Origin of the sequence: Acinetobacter sp. ABJ_C1_1, from assembly GCF_044684115.1 — a bacterium.
In the GTDB taxonomy this organism is placed as follows: Bacteria; Pseudomonadota; Gammaproteobacteria; order Pseudomonadales; family Moraxellaceae; genus Acinetobacter; species Acinetobacter nosocomialis_A.
Genome location: NZ_JBITPU010000017.1, coordinates 16,052 through 33,850 on the forward strand (window position 1 = coordinate 16,052; position 17,799 = coordinate 33,850).

18 protein-coding genes and 1 pseudogene are annotated in these 17,799 nt (G+C 36.5%); 3 read left to right on the top strand and 16 right to left on the bottom strand.

Annotated features, from left to right (window positions below):
• Positions 1-38: 38 nt before the first annotated feature.
• From ACG59Z_RS16215 to ACG59Z_RS16240, 6 genes are all read right to left on the bottom strand, one after another.
• Complete coding sequence (locus tag ACG59Z_RS16215) at positions 39-452, bottom strand: hypothetical protein (RefSeq protein ID WP_400200321.1); 414 nt, start codon at positions 450-452, stop codon at positions 39-41.
• Positions 453-478: 26 nt separating this feature from the next.
• Positions 479-1,090, bottom strand: coding sequence for a hypothetical protein (locus ACG59Z_RS16220; RefSeq protein WP_396235294.1), 612 nt, complete (start codon positions 1,088-1,090; stop codon positions 479-481).
• Positions 1,091-1,182: 92 nt separating this feature from the next.
• Positions 1,183-1,431, bottom strand: a complete 249-nt coding sequence (locus ACG59Z_RS16225) for a hypothetical protein (protein ID WP_400200323.1) — start codon at positions 1,429-1,431, stop codon at positions 1,183-1,185.
• Between the two features lie 3 nt (positions 1,432-1,434).
• Positions 1,435-2,499 (bottom strand): DnaJ family molecular chaperone, encoded by a 1,065-nt coding sequence (locus ACG59Z_RS16230; RefSeq protein WP_400200325.1) that lies wholly within the window; start codon positions 2,497-2,499, stop codon positions 1,435-1,437.
• A gap of 10 nt (positions 2,500-2,509) precedes the next feature.
• The gene (locus tag ACG59Z_RS16235) at positions 2,510-2,659 is read right to left on the bottom strand and encodes a hypothetical protein (RefSeq protein ID WP_002017940.1); all 150 of its coding nucleotides are present in this window, start codon (positions 2,657-2,659) and stop codon (positions 2,510-2,512) included.
• Between the two features lie 104 nt (positions 2,660-2,763).
• Complete coding sequence (locus tag ACG59Z_RS16240; RefSeq protein WP_400200396.1) at positions 2,764-3,024, bottom strand: hypothetical protein; 261 nt, start codon at positions 3,022-3,024, stop codon at positions 2,764-2,766.
• Between the two features lie 544 nt (positions 3,025-3,568).
• Between ACG59Z_RS16240 and ACG59Z_RS16245 the strand changes: the two are divergent.
• Positions 3,569-3,777, top strand: a pseudogene (locus ACG59Z_RS16245) (hypothetical protein).
• Positions 3,778-4,176: 399 nt separating this feature from the next.
• Here ACG59Z_RS16245 and ACG59Z_RS16250 read toward each other — a convergent pair.
• The 8 genes from ACG59Z_RS16250 to ACG59Z_RS16285 all read right to left on the bottom strand — a co-directional run bounded on the left by ACG59Z_RS16250 (position 4,177) and on the right by ACG59Z_RS16285 (position 13,201).
• Positions 4,177-4,365, bottom strand: coding sequence for a type II toxin-antitoxin system Phd/YefM family antitoxin (locus ACG59Z_RS16250; protein WP_400200327.1), 189 nt, complete (start codon positions 4,363-4,365; stop codon positions 4,177-4,179).
• Between the two features lie 61 nt (positions 4,366-4,426).
• Entirely contained in the window at positions 4,427-5,719 is a 1,293-nt protein-coding gene (locus tag ACG59Z_RS16255; RefSeq protein ID WP_400200329.1) for a haloacid dehalogenase-like hydrolase, read from the bottom strand.
• A gap of 59 nt (positions 5,720-5,778) precedes the next feature.
• Complete coding sequence (locus ACG59Z_RS16260) at positions 5,779-7,362, bottom strand: aldehyde dehydrogenase (NADP(+)) (RefSeq protein ID WP_400200331.1); 1,584 nt, start codon at positions 7,360-7,362, stop codon at positions 5,779-5,781.
• Between the two features lie 45 nt (positions 7,363-7,407).
• Positions 7,408-8,823, bottom strand: coding sequence for an alanine/glycine:cation symporter family protein (locus tag ACG59Z_RS16265; protein ID WP_400200333.1), 1,416 nt, complete (start codon positions 8,821-8,823; stop codon positions 7,408-7,410).
• A gap of 94 nt (positions 8,824-8,917) precedes the next feature.
• Complete coding sequence (locus ACG59Z_RS16270) at positions 8,918-10,159, bottom strand: NAD(P)/FAD-dependent oxidoreductase (protein ID WP_400200334.1); 1,242 nt, start codon at positions 10,157-10,159, stop codon at positions 8,918-8,920.
• A 29-nt stretch (positions 10,160-10,188) separates the two neighbouring features.
• Positions 10,189-11,205, bottom strand: coding sequence for an Ldh family oxidoreductase (locus ACG59Z_RS16275; protein ID WP_400200336.1), 1,017 nt, complete (start codon positions 11,203-11,205; stop codon positions 10,189-10,191).
• 15 nt (positions 11,206-11,220) lie between these two features.
• On the bottom strand, positions 11,221-12,222 hold the full coding sequence (locus ACG59Z_RS16280) for a 4-hydroxyproline epimerase (RefSeq protein WP_400200337.1): 1,002 nt from the start codon (positions 12,220-12,222) through the stop codon (positions 11,221-11,223).
• Between the two features lie 76 nt (positions 12,223-12,298).
• Positions 12,299-13,201, bottom strand: coding sequence for a dihydrodipicolinate synthase family protein (locus ACG59Z_RS16285; RefSeq protein ID WP_400200338.1), 903 nt, complete (start codon positions 13,199-13,201; stop codon positions 12,299-12,301).
• A 520-nt stretch (positions 13,202-13,721) separates the two neighbouring features.
• Between ACG59Z_RS16285 and ACG59Z_RS16290 the strand changes: the two genes are divergently transcribed.
• On the top strand, positions 13,722-14,525 hold the full coding sequence (locus ACG59Z_RS16290; RefSeq protein WP_400200339.1) for an AraC family transcriptional regulator: 804 nt from the start codon (positions 13,722-13,724) through the stop codon (positions 14,523-14,525).
• Between the two features lie 495 nt (positions 14,526-15,020).
• Here ACG59Z_RS16290 and ACG59Z_RS16295 read toward each other — a convergent pair whose 3' ends face one another.
• Both ACG59Z_RS16295 and ACG59Z_RS16300 read right to left on the bottom strand, forming a co-directional pair.
• Positions 15,021-15,938, bottom strand: a complete 918-nt coding sequence (locus ACG59Z_RS16295) for a hypothetical protein (RefSeq protein WP_400200340.1) — start codon at positions 15,936-15,938, stop codon at positions 15,021-15,023.
• 119 nt (positions 15,939-16,057) lie between these two features.
• A complete protein-coding gene (locus tag ACG59Z_RS16300) occupies positions 16,058-17,035 on the bottom strand; it encodes an inovirus-type Gp2 protein (RefSeq protein ID WP_136512827.1) in 978 nt (325 codons plus the stop codon).
• Positions 17,036-17,541: 506 nt separating this feature from the next.
• Between ACG59Z_RS16300 and ACG59Z_RS16305 the strand changes: the two genes are divergently transcribed.
• On the top strand, positions 17,542-17,772 hold the full coding sequence (locus tag ACG59Z_RS16305; protein WP_400200342.1) for a helix-turn-helix transcriptional regulator: 231 nt from the start codon (positions 17,542-17,544) through the stop codon (positions 17,770-17,772).
• Positions 17,773-17,799: the final 27 nt, after the last annotated feature.

Genomic DNA, 17,799 nt, shown 5'->3' on the forward strand with positions numbered 1-17,799 from the left:
AAGTCGCAGGCTCTTTTGTCTTGGTTAGATTTTCTTATTTAATGAGCACGCTGTTTATTTTTACAGTCAGCAACAGCTTGTGGAATAGAACGTAAACTCGGGTGACAAGGATCACTTCGCCCAGGAATATAAATACCTCTAAACTTTCGAGGTTTTACCCCAATAAATCGGACAAAAGTTCGATGGCTACTATATGGAATCCTTGCCTCACTCATTGCATTATGGACAGTAGCATTACTCAGTGCCAAAACCTGTTCACACTCATTGAACATAGATACTTTAAAGGTTCTTTGGACTCCACTTTTTAGAACACCACGATACGTACAGTTCACTTGCCCTGAATAGCCTTGTTGTTGAATTAAATAAGCGGGTACTTCATGTGACTGTAAATCCAATGCATAAGTTGAAATGCTTATAGCTGCAACTCCCATACCCAGAAATAGTTTTTTCATTTGATCATCCTCTATTTCTTAAGGGTTTAGTTACAGGCAAGATCAACGCTATCAATTTCTTTCTTGGTTTTGATGTCATATACAGTTTGAGTTAATAAACATTCACCTGTATTGGTATAAGCACTATCAAAGAAAGCCATCACCTTTTTATTGTCTTCACCATATTCCATAACTTGCCAGCCAGACCAGTCATGGGGAATTGAAGTCACCTTATTCGGATCAGTTGTTGAAAACCAATATTCGAGATTTTTCTCAGAAGTAGCTTCAACTACATTTTCCCACTCTTTCGGCAGCTTATTCATTTCAAACAAACCACAGGTTACTTTGGCAGAACCTAAACACTTACCGCTATCCATGTTTGAGGTATAAAGTCCGCTTCCAAGGTATTCACCTTTTGTATTTTCCTCTAATTTTTGAGTAGGGATAGTTTCTTTTTCCTGCGTTACTAATAGGGGTTCACTGGATGCCTGAATTACAGGCTCAGAGGCAGCAGCAGGTTCAGAAACAGATGCTGTAACTATTGTTTCTGATTTAGGCTTTAAAAACTTGTCATAGCCGACCCATCCTGCAAGTACCACTACTAATGTAGATAAAACGCCAATAATAAAAGTCTGAATATTTTTAGCTTGTGATGTCATCATGCTTCCCCCTTTCGGTTTCATGAATTTGCTTCATTAATGAGAGCAATTCGGTAGCTCTCTCATTTGGGTAATATGTATTTAAAATTTCTTTATTTATGTTTTTCCTTATTGAGGTCAGTTTTATCAAAAGCAGGGACTTCATCTTTGTCAGTAATGCTTGTCACTGCTGTATCATCATGACTTATTGCAGGACGGCGGATATCTTCAAGCATCTGCTCTGTTGATTGATCCCGCGCATGGTCATAGGCATAAAACAAAGCAAAAGACAGGATAAAAATCACTACATAAGCTGCATACCATCGCCAGCGCCGTTTCAAACGTTGTGTATTGATCTTCATCGGCTACACTCCAAGATAGGCTTTTAATACAGCTCTGGCCTGATTGAATTGCTGGGCTTGTTGCTCAATAAGATGTTGTACTGACTCGGGTAAAGTCTGGTATTTATCAGGGTGGAAATCTGCCATCTTTTTTCGGTAAGCAGCTTGCAGGGTTTGTTCACTTAATACTTCGGGTTGAATCTCAAGAAGTTGGCATGCTTGTAGTTGTTCGTGATTCAGATCAGAAACTTTTTTCTGATTTATTTCACCTGCCAAACATTGATAAATGATTTTGACGAGGTCTGGAAAGACTGCCCGAGAGACGTTGGATACACGGCACAGATGGGTCATGAAAAGGTCAGCTTGGTCCTGTTCAACTTGACCCAATGCCATGGCATAGACTAGTTGTTCAATCATGTGCCTACGGAAGTTATAAGCCAACTTATCTTTCAGGTCTGCCAAACGATGCAACAGGTCTTCATAATCGAAGCGCATCTGTTCATTCAATAGTTTCTCGACATACTGATGCACTGCCTTATCATTCAGTTTAGTGAAATGGTCTGATACCGCTTCTTTCGATCGAGCATTCCATTGGCCTGCACTAAAGGTAATAAAATAGGCAAACAGATCAATCATGATCTGCATCTCAGCATCAATATTTACATTCGTTTGCTTGGTTGCTTGTTTACCCTGACAACATTCATTTAAGAATGCCGCTAAAGCACGAATCGCACCTTTATCGAGTTGACTAAAGTTCAGTTCATCATGACCATTGATCAGAATGGAACTGGTGAGTATTCCAATATCAGCCTCGACCTGTTGAATGTGCTCAAACAGATAAGCCTGCTCATCTTCAAAGCTGGCTTTGTAGAATATTCCCTTTGCCGTGAGGCACATCCCAACCTTGGCACTACCAAATACCGTATCGTCAATCAGCATCAATACATCTTTGGGGCTCACACCATGAGGTAGATAAGTCATAGCACCTTGTAGCTTTTTATTGGGAATGACTGGTGCAAAATAAATATTGTCACTAGCTTGCAGTAAGAGCACCCACTGACTTTGCAGGATTCGATCTGATATGCTCATCATCATGCCCCTAGAAGAACCAGCGTATAAATATAAAAGGCCAGACCAGCGCACGACCAAGTAGATAAGCACCAGAGTAATGCCCCGGATATTCCCAAATGCAATACAACCAGTAACCAATGACAATCGTAAAATAGAAGGTGAAAAATGGATGTTTCATGATCAATATTCCTAAATTGAGTTGCATAACCCCTTCCCGTTGCCCAGACAGGCAACAGGAAATGAGTGATTCAATAATTTGCTTAAGGTTTTAGATATCTGGTATTAGAGTTTGTCCACGCATTGTTGACCTGACTGATACATCACACGGTCTAGGTCATTTGGGAGATAGCTCATACCCTCAATCTGGCGCATAACCTTGCGACCATAATGTTCTTCAACCTTCTCATAGACACATGAACAGTAGCTACGACTGCCACCCATGTTGTAACAGCCCTGCTTGACGCCCTTTTCAAATTGGGAAGAACAACCATTTAGAATCAGAACACTGACACTCACCACACCCATCAAAATTTTATTTTTCATCGTTATACCCAGTGATTTTGTCATGGAGGTCAGGCTTTTTTAGGCAACACAAAGCCCTGCCACGGTGTAGCTCACATGACATTTTTAAAGTTAAATTTTTAGACGAAAAAAACTAAAGTTTGAGAAACCAGAAGTTCATCGAACTCGATTAAAACTAATCGGGATGTATAAAAAGAATATGCATAGCCAACTCCTTATATTTGGAGTTCTGCCAAAGCATTAATTTAGAATTATGGTGGCAGAACGAGAAAGGGTTGACAGACTGGGTAAGACTCCAGCACACCATAGGTGTCCCTCTCCCGTCCTACCGCAACGGGAGGGAACGAGAGGTACACATAAAATTACTCCTCAGAAGGAATAATCTGATGCGGTCTTACACAATGGTCTGTCAAAACCATACTGGCAATGTGGCCAGCAGGCAAAGGATAATCTGCAAAATTTAAGGTGTCAATCATCTATCGACTAAGTCGTAAATTGATTATTCTTGTTTTTCATTACATTAGGCCTATAAACTAACCATTAAGTAAATTTTAAGGGGAATTCAGTGCTACGATTAAAGTGTCTTGGTGGTCCGTTGTATGGACAAGAATATTCTCATGCTGATGATGAGTTTATTTTTAAGGACAAGCAGACAGGAAAACTAACTTTTTATCGTAAACAGACTTTAAACTTCACCCCACCTCAGGATTTTTTGTCGCTGAAGCTATATCGAATACTGTGGCATATAATCTTGCCTTGCAATTGATGATATAACCTGATGAAGCGCATTCAAAAAATATTTAATTTGGAGTTCAATGAGAGGGCTTGACCTAGCAATTGAATCATTTTTTCAGCGCACATATGTTTAAAACATCTCTTTAAATTGATTGAAATAATACATGTATAGTTATCTACACTATCTTCTAATTGATTTTACAAAACAAATGGCTTGTAATCAGTAGGTCCACAGTTCGAATCCGTGTGTCGGCACCATCATTAAGCCTCATGAATATTTGATTTATGGGTTTTTTTGTTGCCTGTAGGTTTTGTACAGTTCTGGCCCAACGGACTATTTAACGGTCCATTTGATCGATAGTCTGATGGTCTAAATAGACTATTCGGTTTATAGGGTTTACTAGTAAACAAATACCTCACACCTATCTTTTCTTTTAATTAAAACAACTTTCGATTTTGACATTTATTCTCAAATTCTTCCTTTTTGTATTTTTCATAAGAAGATTTACTTATAACTACTACAGAGGCTCTACCTTTACGAGTGATTTCTATAGGATGTCCAGATAAAGCACTATCCATAACCTGAGATAATTGTGCTTTTGCATTAGTATAATTTAATTTTTCCATTAATTACTTTCTCAAAATAAAGATGAGATAGATATTTTTAATATCTATCTCATGAATTTTATTAATAGATTAAATCTTCTTGATCAGCGATTTGTGTTCCATCCATACGTAAAACTGGACCTTTTGTTCCATCGGAATTCACGTAAGCATTAGAACAATCATAGGTGTTATGCTTTGGAAAAGGTTCAATGAACATTTTATTTACCGCCCATTTTCCCCCTTTAGTAAATAAGCCATCATAAGCACGACACATCAATTCAGGTTTATTTCTATTGATTGCTATTGAAACTACAGTAGCATCGTTCACAAACGTTACGTCTGTAACTGAATCACCTCCGGCAATAATTTGCCTACGATCAGCAGAGAGTTGTTCCCAAGCTTCTTTACCTTGAACACCAAAAATTACTTTATTCGCCCAACATCTTTTTCCATCTATAGTTGGTATTACTGAATTATCTTTATCTAATATATCTCCACACCCATATAAATCAGGGGTTTGCTTACCTTTTTCATTGTAAATACTTCGAATCCCGATTGTATGCTTAGCATCTACTCCTACACTTGAAGACCATACTTTAACAATAGGTTCAGGTGAGGCAGAAAGAATCCACACCTCTATCCCATGAGCTTGCAGTGTTTGTATTAAATCTTTTATTTGAGGGTAATAGCGGTTATAAGCATTAACTTCCTTACTACCTATTTTTTGCTTAGCACCAATTGGGGCACTTAAACTTTCCTTTCTGGCTTCCCTAGCTATTTTTGAAAGTTGTTCTGAACTATATCCAGTTGATAAAGCTGCGCTCCATAAATATGCAGCTTCCATCCGGCGATGATCAAAACCGGTAAAAGCAGCTTCTCCATCACTAGTTTTATCAGATAAAATTGAAATAATTTCGTCTGCACAAGCAATATTTGTATTTGTAGGTAAAGGATGGCCTGCTGGAATGTTAGTTCCACATGCTTTATTTAAAGCAGTAACAGCTGCATCAGATAAATATTTATTTAACTGTCGCCAGTCCTGTTTGGGAGGTTGTAAAACAAGTCCCTTACGTAGCATGTAATAATTAGTTAAATAACCTACACCATTTTTGATGACTGTATCATCCCAATCAAAAATTGCTACCTTTTTATCTTTTTCTTTAGAATAAGTTCCGATACAGGTACTATTTTCTTCAATCTTTGATTGTAAGAATTCTCTTACTCCTTGGCTCCACTGAAGTGACGGATCAAGTTGTTTACAATTATTTTTTTTCAATTTTATTTTATTCGTTATGTACTTCATTTCAGCATTACTTTGAGATGAATAACTTACTCCCAAAGTTAACAAACTCGCTAATATAACTAAATATTTCATAAATATTGATCTCATCCATGATCAGCATGTCCTATTAAAAATAGGACATGCAAAATTATTTATACTGATAAATTTCCATCTACTAAGCGTATCAACTTAAGTGGATTAGAGGCTTTTAAAGGTTCAGGTAGTAAATTTTCAGGAACATCTTGGTAACAAACAGGTCTTAAAAAACGATCTATTGCCGATGCACCAACTGAGGTAAACATACTATTTGATGTTGAGGGAAATGGTCCTCCATGGACCATAGCATGACAAACTTCTACACCAGTAGGATATCCATTAACTAAAATGCGCCCCACTTTACGCTCTAATATTGGAAGAATTTGACTAACTTGTTGATAATCTAATTCATCAATATGTAAAGTAGCTGTTAACTGACCTTCAATATGCTTTGCAACTTTGATGAACTCTTCAGAATTCTTTGCTTTAACAATAATTGAAGCTGGACCAAACATCTCATTGTGAAGTGTCTTATTAGAGATAAACTCATCAACAGTAGTAACAAATAACTGAGCCTGAGCTGCATTGCACATATTTCCAGACTCTTGACCACTAGAAATATTTTCAACTTTATCTGTGTCCCCTACTTGTTCAATTCCTGATTGGTAAGCTTCATATATTCCGGCAGTTAACATAGTTTGTGCTGATTTTTCAGTTAATGCTTGTGAGGCAGCATTAATAAATATTTCGCAATCAGAACTTTCTCCTACAACAACTAACCCAGGATTCGTACAGAATTGCCCTGCCCCCATAGTTAATGAATCTATAAAGCCTCGTGCAATCTTCTCAGCATTTTGATTTAAGGCGTGAGGAAATAAAAAAACGGGATTAGTACTACTCATTTCTGCATAAACAGGAATTGGTTCTGGTCGAGCATTAGCAATATTTACTAAAGCTAAACCACCTTGCCGCGATCCAGTGAATCCAACTGCTTTAATTGCTGGATGTGAAACTAAAGCCTCACCAACTGTCCTACCTGCGCCAAATAGAAGTGAAAATACACCTTCAGGTAAATTATTCTCTATAACAGCTTTTTGTATAGCGCGTCCAACTAACTCAGATGTTCCCAAGTGCGCACTATGAGCTTTTACAATTACTGGCGCTCCAGCTGCTAAAGCAGAGGCTGTATCTCCTCCAGCGACCGAAAAAGCTAATGGAAAATTACTAGCTCCAAATACAGCAACTGGACCTAATGGAATTTTCATTAAACGTAAATCTGCACGAGGTAAAGGTGTTCTTTCAGGTTGTGAAGGATCAATTGTTGTAGATAGAAAATGTCCATCACGAACTACTTGTGCAAACATACGTAATTGCCCAATTGTTCTACCTCTTTCGCCTTGTAATCGGACATGTGGCAATCCTGTTTCTTGATGAGCACGTTCAATTAAGTCATCACCCAATTCAAGGATATTATTTGCGATACTTTCTAAAAAGGCCGCCCGCTTTTCAAGAGGTAAATTGCGATATTGGTCAAATGCCTGTTCGGCTAAATTTGCTGCAGTTTCAACTTCCTGTAAGCTACCAAGACCAAAGTTTGGATGCGGTATTTCTTGGTCTAATGTTGGATTAAATGCTTTTTGTTCTCCACTTAAGCCTCGAATCGTCCGTGAACCAATGATCATTTCACCAGTAAGTAACATACCTAAACTCCTATATTAGTTTTAGAGGATAACTATTAGAACGGATTACTTATCCCAACTATCTGTATTCGGGATTCCAAGTTTTTTTGGATCAAAAATAGGATCTTTTTTCATTTTTCTTTGTTGGTCATAATCTTTTAAGGCTTTTAATGCTGGTTTCGCGAGCAATACGAGACAAATCATATTTACCCATGCCAAGCTTGCATAACCCACATCACCAATTGCCCAAATTAGTTTTGCTGACTCAATTGATCCATAAAATGTTACTGCACATAGCACCAATTTAAGTAAAAATGCCGCTTTATTGTTATAGCCTTTTAAAAGATAGGATAGATTTGTCTCAGCAATATAGTAGAAGGCAACTAAAGTTGTGAATGCGAACAGAGCAATGGCAGCAGCAACAAATGGAGCGCCAAAACCATTGAAAACTGTGTTAATTGCAGCTTGAGCATAAGCTGGACCTGCCTCAATACCAGGTAAATTCGTTGTAATATGAACGCCAGCTTCTGTAATCACATTATATTGACCAGTGATAATAATCATTACCCCAGTGGCCATACATACAAACAGCGTATCAATATAAATTGAAAAACATTGAACTAGTCCCTGTTTAACTGGATGAGATACATCGGCAGCTGCGGATGCAAAAGTCCCTTCTCCTACACCTGCTACGTTAGCGAATAACGCCCGACGGACACCCCATGCAATAGCAGAACCAACGATACCGCCATATATGGCATTCAAACCAACAGCACTTGAAAGAACTAATTTAATCGCACTAGGAACTAGTTCAATATTGACAAGAACAATAATTAAAGCAGCCAAAATATATGCGCCAGCCATAAAAGGAACAGCATATTCGACAAAATGAATTAATCTTTTTCTACCACCAAAAATAATAAAAGCTAAAGCAGCTGTAACAGCTATACCTGAATAAAGTTTAGGTACTTCGAAAGCAGATTCAAATCCCAAACCAATATTGTTGGATTGAATACCAGGTGCAAAAATCGCGTATAGCAGAACGGCAACTGTAGCCGCAATTACAGCTATTTTTTTCGTACCTAATCCTCTTTCAATGTAATAAGGAATTCCACCCACATAAACGCCGTTAATTTTAGTCTTATAAATTTGAGCTAGGGTAGACTCAACAAAAGCTGTAGCACCACCTAATATGGCCATAACCGCCATCCAAAACAATGAACCGGGACCACCCACTGTAATTGCCGTAGCTACCCCAGCAATGCTACCAACACCTACTCGACTAGATAATGATAATGCTAATGCCTGAAATGAGGAGATACCATCATTCCCTGATGAGGGTTGTATAACTAAACGTAGCATATGTGGTAATCCCCGAATTTGGAGAAAACTTGTCTTGATTGTTAAATAAAATCCAAATCCGAGAACAAAAACAACTAAAGGATTCCATAAAAAATCATTTAATACTTTCAGCAATTCCATCGCATACTCCCAAAAGAGTCAAAGACTCTCCACTCCATAAATAAATATAGAGAATTTTCAATAGATTAAGTTGATTAATTACTTAGACTAGAGATTATCCAAATCTAGAGATTAAGTAAGGTGAAGGATTAATAGGACATGAGTCATTGTTTAAATGACTAAATAATAATTGGGCAGTTGAAGCAGACTGTGTCAATCCCAAATGCCCATGACCAAATGCATAAAGAACATGTTTATGTCTACCTGAAGGTCCAATAACAGGTAATGAATCGGCAGTTGTTGGGCGGTTACCCATCCATTTTTTAGGATTAGTCTCATCTAAGTTTTGTATGAAATTTCTACCAAGACTGAGCAATGCATCACTTCTTTTAAAATTAGGAGCAGCATTTAAACCTGCGAATTCTGCTGCACCACCAATTCTAAGACCAATACTTAAAGGTGTAGCAACAAACATCCTTTCAGCAAAAATGACCTCTCTATTTAAAAGTTTTGCCGATTGTGGAAGTGTAGTGTTATAACCACGCTCACTTTCTATCAGTACGTTATCACCGATAGACGATGCCAGATTTTTAGACCACGCACCTGTAGCGATTACGGCTTTATCTGCATATATAGTTCGAAGATCATCAACCACAACACCAGCTTGATTAGGACGATCTATTGCTATGGAAGTAACAGTTCCTTTGATGAACTCCCCTCCACGCTGTTGAATAACTTTTCTTAATGTCTGTACAATGAAAAGCGGATCATTAATATGGGCCCAATCTTCGATCATCACCCCCATTTCAAACTTATTACTTAAATTAGGTTCAAGCTGTATAAGTTCAGTTGTGTTGACTTCGCGAAATTTAACACCATGTGATCTTTTAATTTCCCAATCACGAGACTCAGCTTTAAAGGTACTTTCCTTTTCATAAACTGTTAAAGCACCTTTATGATGAATTTCATTTTCTAAACCAATATCCTTTAACATTTCTTCAAAAGCATTTAAAGAATATGCATTTAAATCAGCAAGAGCTTTAGAAATTTGGATAAAATTTTCTGGCCTAGAAACCTTTCGTAAACCTAAATACCAAGGTAACAAATTTAATAAGTGAGAAGGTCTAATAGACAAAGGACCAACTGGATCTAATAACCATTTAAGGGGTTTTAAACCCAAACCTGCTAAACTTAGAGGAATACATTCGCTAATGGCAATTCCACCAGCATTTCCATGAGATGCTCTATCACCTTCGAAATCTTTATCTACTAATGTTACTGTCCAACCATTTCGTTGCGCATACCATGCACAACTTAGACCAACAATTCCTGCACCAGCTATAACCACATGAGGCATCGCTAATCCTCCTAAATACCTATTAACCTTTATTTCAGTAGATCTAAAATGTCTTTATATAGATCTTGTGAAATAAATACTCCCTTACTTAAACTTCTCTCTCTTGCTTTATAACGGCGCTGAGAAGGCAATCGAGCTCCTTGTTCTGTTATTGAAGAAAATAACCTCTCTGCTCGTTCACCATTCGATGCTAGATCATTCAAACCAAATATTTTGGGATCAAAAGCAAGAATCAACTCACCATGGCAGGGAGTACATCCCTTTCCATTATCTAAATTAAGAGAATCCAAACTAGTTAAATCACCGATTAAAGGCCCTGCAAGTAATTCAATCATGGTTGATAATGCAGAACCTTTATGCCCACCAAATGTAAGCATAGATCCCCCATCAAATACGGCATTCGCATCAATTGTAGGTTTACCACTTTTATCAACTGCTACATTTTCTGGAAGCGGGATATTTTCTCGGGAATGTAACTCTATGTCACCTCGAGCAATAGCGCTTGTTGCAAAATCAAATACATATGGGTATTTGTTTTTTCTAGGCCAACCAAATGCAATGGGATTTGTTCCAAGAGCTGGTTTCGAACCACCAGCAGGAGTTACCCAAGCATGACTAGGAGTTAATGCAATACCAACCAATCCAGCTTCTGTAATTTTTTCAACTTCAGGCCATAAAGCAGAAAAATGAAAACAATTATTAATTTTAAGTGCTGCTATTCCATATCGATGGGCTTTTTCAATTAATGGCAACAAGCCTCTTTCAAATGCTAATTGAGAAAAAGCAAATTTTGCATCAACTTCAACTATGGCATTATTACTTTCTTTTACATCAGGCAAAGCATCACCTGAAACACAACCTTGTTTAAGTGTATGACTTAAAACTAATAAACGATAAATTCCATGCGAAAAACATTCATCACGCTCACCTGCTGTAATTACATCAGCAATTGAATTAGCATGAACAGCAGACATGCCATATTTAGTTAATACTTGAAAAGCAAGTTGATGTACTTCATCTAGACTTAAGTTAATCTTTTTAGACATAATCTTTCTCATCCATTACTTAAGTAAAAAGCCATGTTTAAGAGGATCATTGTCATTAACAAAAATAGTATTATGACCAGTAACTCTTGCCCATCCTTCAATTGTAGGAATTATGGCGTCATATTGACCAACTTTAGTTTCCGCAATAGCTATGCCATTAAATGTAGTGCCAATAATGCTTTCATGAATAAATTTTTCTCCAATCTTTAATCTCTTTTGTGCAACGAGTTGAGCTAAACGAGCAGAGGTTCCTGTTCCACAAGGTGATCTATCAATTCCTTTATCACCATAAAAAACAGCATTCCGAGCACTTGATCCATCTCGAAGAGGTTTACCTGTCCACATGACGTGGGATAAACCTTTAATTTCTGGAGCTTCAGGATGTATAAATTGATATTTTTCATTTGCTAATTTTCTAATTATAGGACTTAGCTTTTGAATATCAGAAACTGAGAGTTGTTCGAGGTCTTGATAATTTTCTTGAGGCTCAATGATTGCGTAAAAATTACCACCATAAGAAACGTCAAATTTAATCTCACCAAAACCTTCAATATTTACTGATAATTTTTCTGCAAATAAGAAAGAAGCTACATTCGTTAATTTAACTGTCTCAACTAAATTAAATTCATTTAGTTTATATTCGGCCAGTACAAGACCTGCAGGCGTATCTAACCTTAAAACGCCTGATTCTTTAGGAGTTACGAGGCCATTTTCAATTAGGAATGTCACGGTTCCAATTGTGCCGTGCCCACACATAGCCAAGCAGCCACTTACTTCAATAAATAAAATAGCGGCATCACAATCATTTCGTGTTGGAGGATAAACAATTGTACCTGACATTGCATCATGACCGCGTGGCTCGAACATAAGTGCTGTACGGATCCAATCATGGTTTTTTTCAAAATCAGCCCTATATTCAATCATACTTTTGCCTTTCAGCCGTGGTGCTCCACCTGATACAAGACGTACTGGGTTTCCACATGTATGACCATCAATACAAAAAAATGTATGATTCATATAAAATCCTTTTTTGAAATCAATTAGATAGAATGGTTTTGGTGAAAAGATATATCTTTTCACCAAAGTAAATTAATTAATAACCTAGAGCTTTCAAATCTGCTAAAGTTTTATTAACAATAGCAATAGTCTGCTCACGTTCTTTACCTTCTAGATTAAGGCGAGGTGGTTTAACAGTTTCAGCGAAACCTGCAATAATGTTTTCTGATAATTTAATATGTTGAACTAATTTAACAACGGTATCTAAATGGAATAATGGAGTTAAGGCAGCATACAATTTACGTGCTTTGTTATATTCACCCGATACTGCTAATTTCAGTAATTCAACTGATTCTTTAGGTAAAGCATTTGCCATACCAGATACCCAAGCTGTTACACCTAAGGCAGCACTCTCTAGAATTAAATCATCAACACCACAAACTACGGCTAAACGTCCACCGAAGCGAGAGATAAGATCCGTGACACGAGTTGTATCGTATGACTCTTCTTTAATTGCTGTAATGGTAGGTTCAGATAATAATTCTTCAACTACATCTGGCGTTAAATCTACTCCATAACCACGTGGATTGTTATAAAGCAAAATCTCTAAGCTACTCGCTTTAGCAATTGTTTTATAATAATTAATAGTTTCACGAGCATCTGATTTGTACGTTAAACCTGGAAATACCATTAGGCCATCAATACCTAATTTTTCAGCTTCTTTTGCAAATGCAATAGCTTTATCTGTATTAGTCTCTGCAAGACCTGAAATAATCGCTACACGACCATTTACAGTCTCTTTAGCAATTTGAAGAACACGTAACTTTTCATCAGGTGATAATTGAGCGTTTTCACCAACCATTCCCATCATAACTACGCCACTTACACCGTTTTCGATTAAGCGCTCCAATCCTGTACGGATAGCGTCTTCATCTAAAGTAAAGTCAGCTTTTAACTTAGTAGTTACTGCTGGAAAAACTCCTTGCCATTGAATGCTCATACCAATACCTTTCCTTTATACAAGTATTTTCATAAAACTTTAAATACTAATCAAAATATAGATTAGACCTAATTTAATAAAAGGCCTAATTCACTATGTCTAAAAAATAATCTTTACACAATATTTAAAGTTAAATATGTCTTATTAACATTACAACTTGTCTGTTATGAATTATCCAAAAAATTAGTCTTTATAAAACAAACACATAAGAATAAAAAAATTATAGAAATATCTCTTAATATAAAAAATTATTTTCCTAATTATATTTATTAATTATTAAAAATACATTTAATTACCTTAATTAAAATATTTTTAAAAATTTATTAATATTAATTTTTCAAAAAAAATTATTATATTTTATATAAAAAATTTAATAACAAAATTCTCAATCAAATTATATATATAAAAAGATATACTTTATGGAATTATTGAGATCATTTCTTATATACTAATAAAAAATGGGCAAATTAGAATGTGTCATTTTTAAAGAATGAGGTTAATCTTTTTTAAGGTTTAAATCATGAAAAGTAAGAAATATGAACCAAAGATTTTTAGAAGTGTTCCCTTTACCGACTCACTTCCAGCTCCAATTTGGTTTCATCTCGCAAGCATGCCAGCTGATGCAACATACCCTCAACATCATCACGACTGGGGAGAGTTTGTTTATTCATTTGAAGGGGCAATGGAAATTAAATTACCTAAAATTCATTTTTTAGCTCCTCCACCTTATGGAATCTGGTTGCCTCCAAATGTTGAACATAGAGGACTAAATCGTGATGTCACAATGCATTCTTCAATATTTTTAGAACCTGATCTTTGTAAATCATTACCCTCTGATGCTTGTGTTTTAATGACTACTCCCCTTTTAAGAGTAATTTTAACTGAGTTAAAAAACTCTCCCCCCCGAGTACCCTGTTTAATCCAACAAACTAGATTATTGCAAGTTACACTTGATCAATTAGAAATACTAAAAAAAGTAGATATTTTTCTACCAACTTCTGAACATACAGGGCTTTCAATTATTCTAAATTATTTATACCTTCATCCAGAAGATAATTCACATTTATCGGATTTAGCCCGTATGGCAAATTTAACAGAAAGGACTTTAGCACGTTACTGTGATAAAGAGCTTGGAATGTCCCTTACCGAATGGAGACAACGTTTAAAAATTTTCAAATCGTTACCTATGCTTGAAACAGGACAATCTATCAAAACTATTTCATTAAATTTAGGTTACGCTAACACCTCAGCTTTTATAAATATGTTTAAGCGTTGGATGGGAACGACACCTGATTCTTTTCGAAAAGAATCTCCTTCTAGCTGATTTATTTTTATAAAAATTAATTTAGTCTTTTACAAGCAGATTGTATTTACTTATTTTTTAAAAAATCTGTTCCTGTATTTGCTTTGAATTTATATAGATATTATCTACGTGGTCTATAAGAAAGGAGTGACCATGAAGAAGTACTTTCCCGAACTTGATACAGTTTCCGACATCCTTACTTCATTCCTCATTCCCAAAGCCAATCCATTACACATGCGATTCGTATCTATAAATGATTAAGTTAGGTAAATCTAATAGTTTAATAAAAGAAAAGATTTCAGATATTTTAAGTCGATAAAAGATTCTCTGAGTAAAGCCCATCTAGGGCTTTACTCTATGACTTAGGCTAACTGAGCTTCTACATACGCACATCTCGCAGCCCATCCAAAAATAAGAATTACCCCACACTTTAAATACTTGATCAATTGAAAAAAGATTTTTTCTGAGTACAAACATCAAAAGTGAAATGATAAAAAGTACAGAAAAACTATTGTCCTAACGTTTAGCTGCTCGAGCAATAAAGTGTTTAAAGGCAATTGGCCAGACTCTGACATTAATCGAATCCTCAGTCGTACTCACAACATCTCGTTGCAGTAATGACTCCAGATCATTTTGATCATCAAACTCTCCAAACATAAATGCCAATGGATGATTTTTCTGAGCATCCTCCGTTTCCAGATTAATTCCCATCCCCTGCCGTTGTGTGGCCCAAATCCAGCTTTGTATGATCATTTGAATCATCACCGACACATCAGAATATATATTTCCATTCAGTGTCATTGAAAATAATACGCCATATTCATTGGTATTCGGCAAACGAATTACCCATTGATATTGAAACAGGTAATCAATCGGATAATACTTGGGATTATGCAGATATTTTATCAAGCTCCGAATATGCTCATTCAACTCGATAATGGAAATATTGTTCGCATATTCTGGCTGATAACCTAAAAACAGGTTGATCTTGTTAAGGTTATAATAGTGCTCTGTTGCTTCATCATACTCCTCCTGATACCTCTCTACTGTTTTTCTGTGCTGATCATTTTTCTTTTTAATTTCTTCCAATATGGCTGGCAAACTAAAAATCTTAACTAGCTTGGTTAAAATCAATTCAATCAGTCTGGCTTTATATTGCTCAAAGTCCATCTGATTGGTGTAAGGCGCAGGAAGCTCACTACGACTGGCAAAATAACACCGTCTAAAAGATTCAATCCAAATCCCTGAATAAAACTCCATCCGCATGCATAATAAACTCCAGTCATGAAAGTAAGCGAATAAACGGTCAAACCAGAATTTGGAGTCAAAATCTCCGCCTTGTTTAAAACGAATCCTTTGATACATTTGATGAATATCATGCTCAAAACGTGGAGCTGTCTGATGTTCAAGATAAGTTAAGCTAAAGCCTGTCATGTTCATTGTCCTACTCAATCATGCTTAATCACATAGGACATACAACTCAATAAAAAATAATTGAATTTTCAAAACCGCCAGGCCACCTTTTGACCCGACGGTTTCAGATATGACAGGCTCTAACGCCCCTTCCAGTTATAATCATCTAAATTAAACTCAACATCAAAATTCAGACCACGACGATAACTACGAACATAAAGCCCCTTATTGAAGGTATTTGCAGATAAAGATGCCTTGACCCGCAATCGTTGCAGATACTTACTAGGTCGAGTGAGATATAAAGCAACATTGATCGCATTCTTCACTTTTTGAGGATCATCTCGACTGACTAACCCCAAACCATCCGTTCCACTTTTAATATATTTCTCTCGATATTTTGGATCATGCAGATTGAAATAGGCACCACAACCATCTGTAATATTAATCCACTCTTCACCAACAAGCTTCCCTTGATGCTTGTCATTGTCAATCTTCGAATAATCATAGATGAGAAGTAAATGAATATGATAACCGCCCTCCTGCTCACCCTGTTCTAAAGCCCAGGCATGTCCCTGCAAATGCTTAAAACAACCATCAGCATTGGAAAGGCGATTACATAATATTGCTAGATGTGCATAAACATCTGAGATAGTCACTTCCTTAGGATGATTCTTCTCATACTTCAAATCAACACGAACAAACAGTAAACGGCTATAGTGCTCAATCAGACTCTTCACATAGTGCCCCAAACTATACGCATTTCGTTTCTCCTGCCGTCTATAAGCATTTTTCTCACTGAAACTAAAACTGTTATAAACATGATAAAGCGCCAGAATAATCCCATAACCTTCTTCACAATTCTCAAGATCATCCAATGAATATCCCTTGAACTGACGTAACCGGTCTATATAGTCCACGACATACCGTTTGAACTCAGTAATGAAGTGAGCATAGTGTAAATCGTTTCGGTATATCTGCTTAAAGGCGGGAATGATCTGACAACATTCCCGAATGACTTGTTTCAGCCTTTCAGGATTCATCCTCTGGTCAAAAGGTAACTCTCCAGTTGCTATAATAAATTTTTCAATTCGCAGCAATGTCTTTGCTTCAGTTTGCATGTGTTAGTCCTATGAGTTAAACATCATAGCTATGTCGTCATGCATATTTTTTTAATTGTACTGAGTCACTACCCACTGCTCTCTATAACACTAACACTCTTATACACCTACTCTCTGATAGTCTTGTCACTACCAGAGTAGTCATTACCCTATACAGACATAAGCCATGGGTAAGTAAGCTGATAGCATTACTATGAGTTGATATCTGATATATACAGAAAGTAGATAAATAATCGTAGATAGTAGTAGGAATAATATAAATAACCCACTAAGACATGCCTGTTGAATTACTCGGATATCCGAATATCTTGGATAAAAGGATGTTCCTTTTACCGAGAATATCTTAAAAATTGGGTAAGCTAAAGTTACGCACACAACTATTGGAAATATGGCAGCAAACATCTGCCTTATTTTCAAATCACAAGGATTTGAAGCTGTAAGTTATTTTTTATTGGGTTGCCCATGGTATGTGCACTAACGCACGTATTTCTCAACAGGAATAAACCATGAATGCGACTTTAACTCAAACAACCTTTGTGATGAACAAAATCATCAATATTAAACAAGTGATAGAATTTACTGGTCTAAGTCGTGCCACTATTTACAATTTGTTGGATCCTAAATCAGAATACTATGATTCTACTTTCCCTAAACAGGTTCGGCTAACCACAAACCGCGTTGGCTGGTCCGCCTTTGAAATTAATGAGTGGATTGAGTCTAAACTTGCTCAACGCTAACTCACCGAAATAGGAAATACAGCGCAC

What these genes read in the sequence shown, in the direction of transcription:
- ACG59Z_RS16265 (WP_400200333.1), bottom strand. Translation starts at nt 8,823, where the DNA reads ATGGAATTGCTGAAAGTATTAAATGATTTTTTATGGAATCCTTTAGTT.
- ACG59Z_RS16280 (WP_400200337.1), bottom strand. Translation starts at nt 12,222, where the DNA reads ATGAATCATACATTTTTTTGTATTGATGGTCATACATGTGGAAACCCA.
- ACG59Z_RS16305 (WP_400200342.1), top strand. Translation starts at nt 17,542, where the DNA reads ATGAATGCGACTTTAACTCAAACAACCTTTGTGATGAACAAAATCATC.
- ACG59Z_RS16225 (WP_400200323.1), bottom strand. Translation starts at nt 1,431, where the DNA reads ATGAAGATCAATACACAACGTTTGAAACGGCGCTGGCGATGGTATGCA.
- ACG59Z_RS16250 (WP_400200327.1), bottom strand. Translation starts at nt 4,365, where the DNA reads ATGGAAAAATTAAATTATACTAATGCAAAAGCACAATTATCTCAGGTT.
- ACG59Z_RS16235 (WP_002017940.1), bottom strand. Translation starts at nt 2,659, where the DNA reads ATGAAACATCCATTTTTCACCTTCTATTTTACGATTGTCATTGGTTAC.
- ACG59Z_RS16215 (WP_400200321.1), bottom strand. Translation starts at nt 452, where the DNA reads ATGAAAAAACTATTTCTGGGTATGGGAGTTGCAGCTATAAGCATTTCA.
- ACG59Z_RS16275 (WP_400200336.1), bottom strand. Translation starts at nt 11,205, where the DNA reads ATGTCTAAAAAGATTAACTTAAGTCTAGATGAAGTACATCAACTTGCT.
- ACG59Z_RS16240 (WP_400200396.1), bottom strand. Translation starts at nt 3,024, where the DNA reads ATGAAAAATAAAATTTTGATGGGTGTGGTGAGTGTCAGTGTTCTGATT.
- ACG59Z_RS16290 (WP_400200339.1), top strand. Translation starts at nt 13,722, where the DNA reads ATGAAAAGTAAGAAATATGAACCAAAGATTTTTAGAAGTGTTCCCTTT.
- ACG59Z_RS16300 (WP_136512827.1), bottom strand. Translation starts at nt 17,035, where the DNA reads ATGCAAACTGAAGCAAAGACATTGCTGCGAATTGAAAAATTTATTATA.
- ACG59Z_RS16295 (WP_400200340.1), bottom strand. Translation starts at nt 15,938, where the DNA reads ATGACAGGCTTTAGCTTAACTTATCTTGAACATCAGACAGCTCCACGT.
- ACG59Z_RS16230 (WP_400200325.1), bottom strand. Translation starts at nt 2,499, where the DNA reads ATGAGCATATCAGATCGAATCCTGCAAAGTCAGTGGGTGCTCTTACTG.
- ACG59Z_RS16285 (WP_400200338.1), bottom strand. Translation starts at nt 13,201, where the DNA reads ATGAGCATTCAATGGCAAGGAGTTTTTCCAGCAGTAACTACTAAGTTA.
- ACG59Z_RS16270 (WP_400200334.1), bottom strand. Translation starts at nt 10,159, where the DNA reads ATGCCTCATGTGGTTATAGCTGGTGCAGGAATTGTTGGTCTAAGTTGT.
- ACG59Z_RS16220 (WP_396235294.1), bottom strand. Translation starts at nt 1,090, where the DNA reads ATGACATCACAAGCTAAAAATATTCAGACTTTTATTATTGGCGTTTTA.
- ACG59Z_RS16255 (WP_400200329.1), bottom strand. Translation starts at nt 5,719, where the DNA reads ATGAAATATTTAGTTATATTAGCGAGTTTGTTAACTTTGGGAGTAAGT.
- ACG59Z_RS16260 (WP_400200331.1), bottom strand. Translation starts at nt 7,362, where the DNA reads ATGTTACTTACTGGTGAAATGATCATTGGTTCACGGACGATTCGAGGC.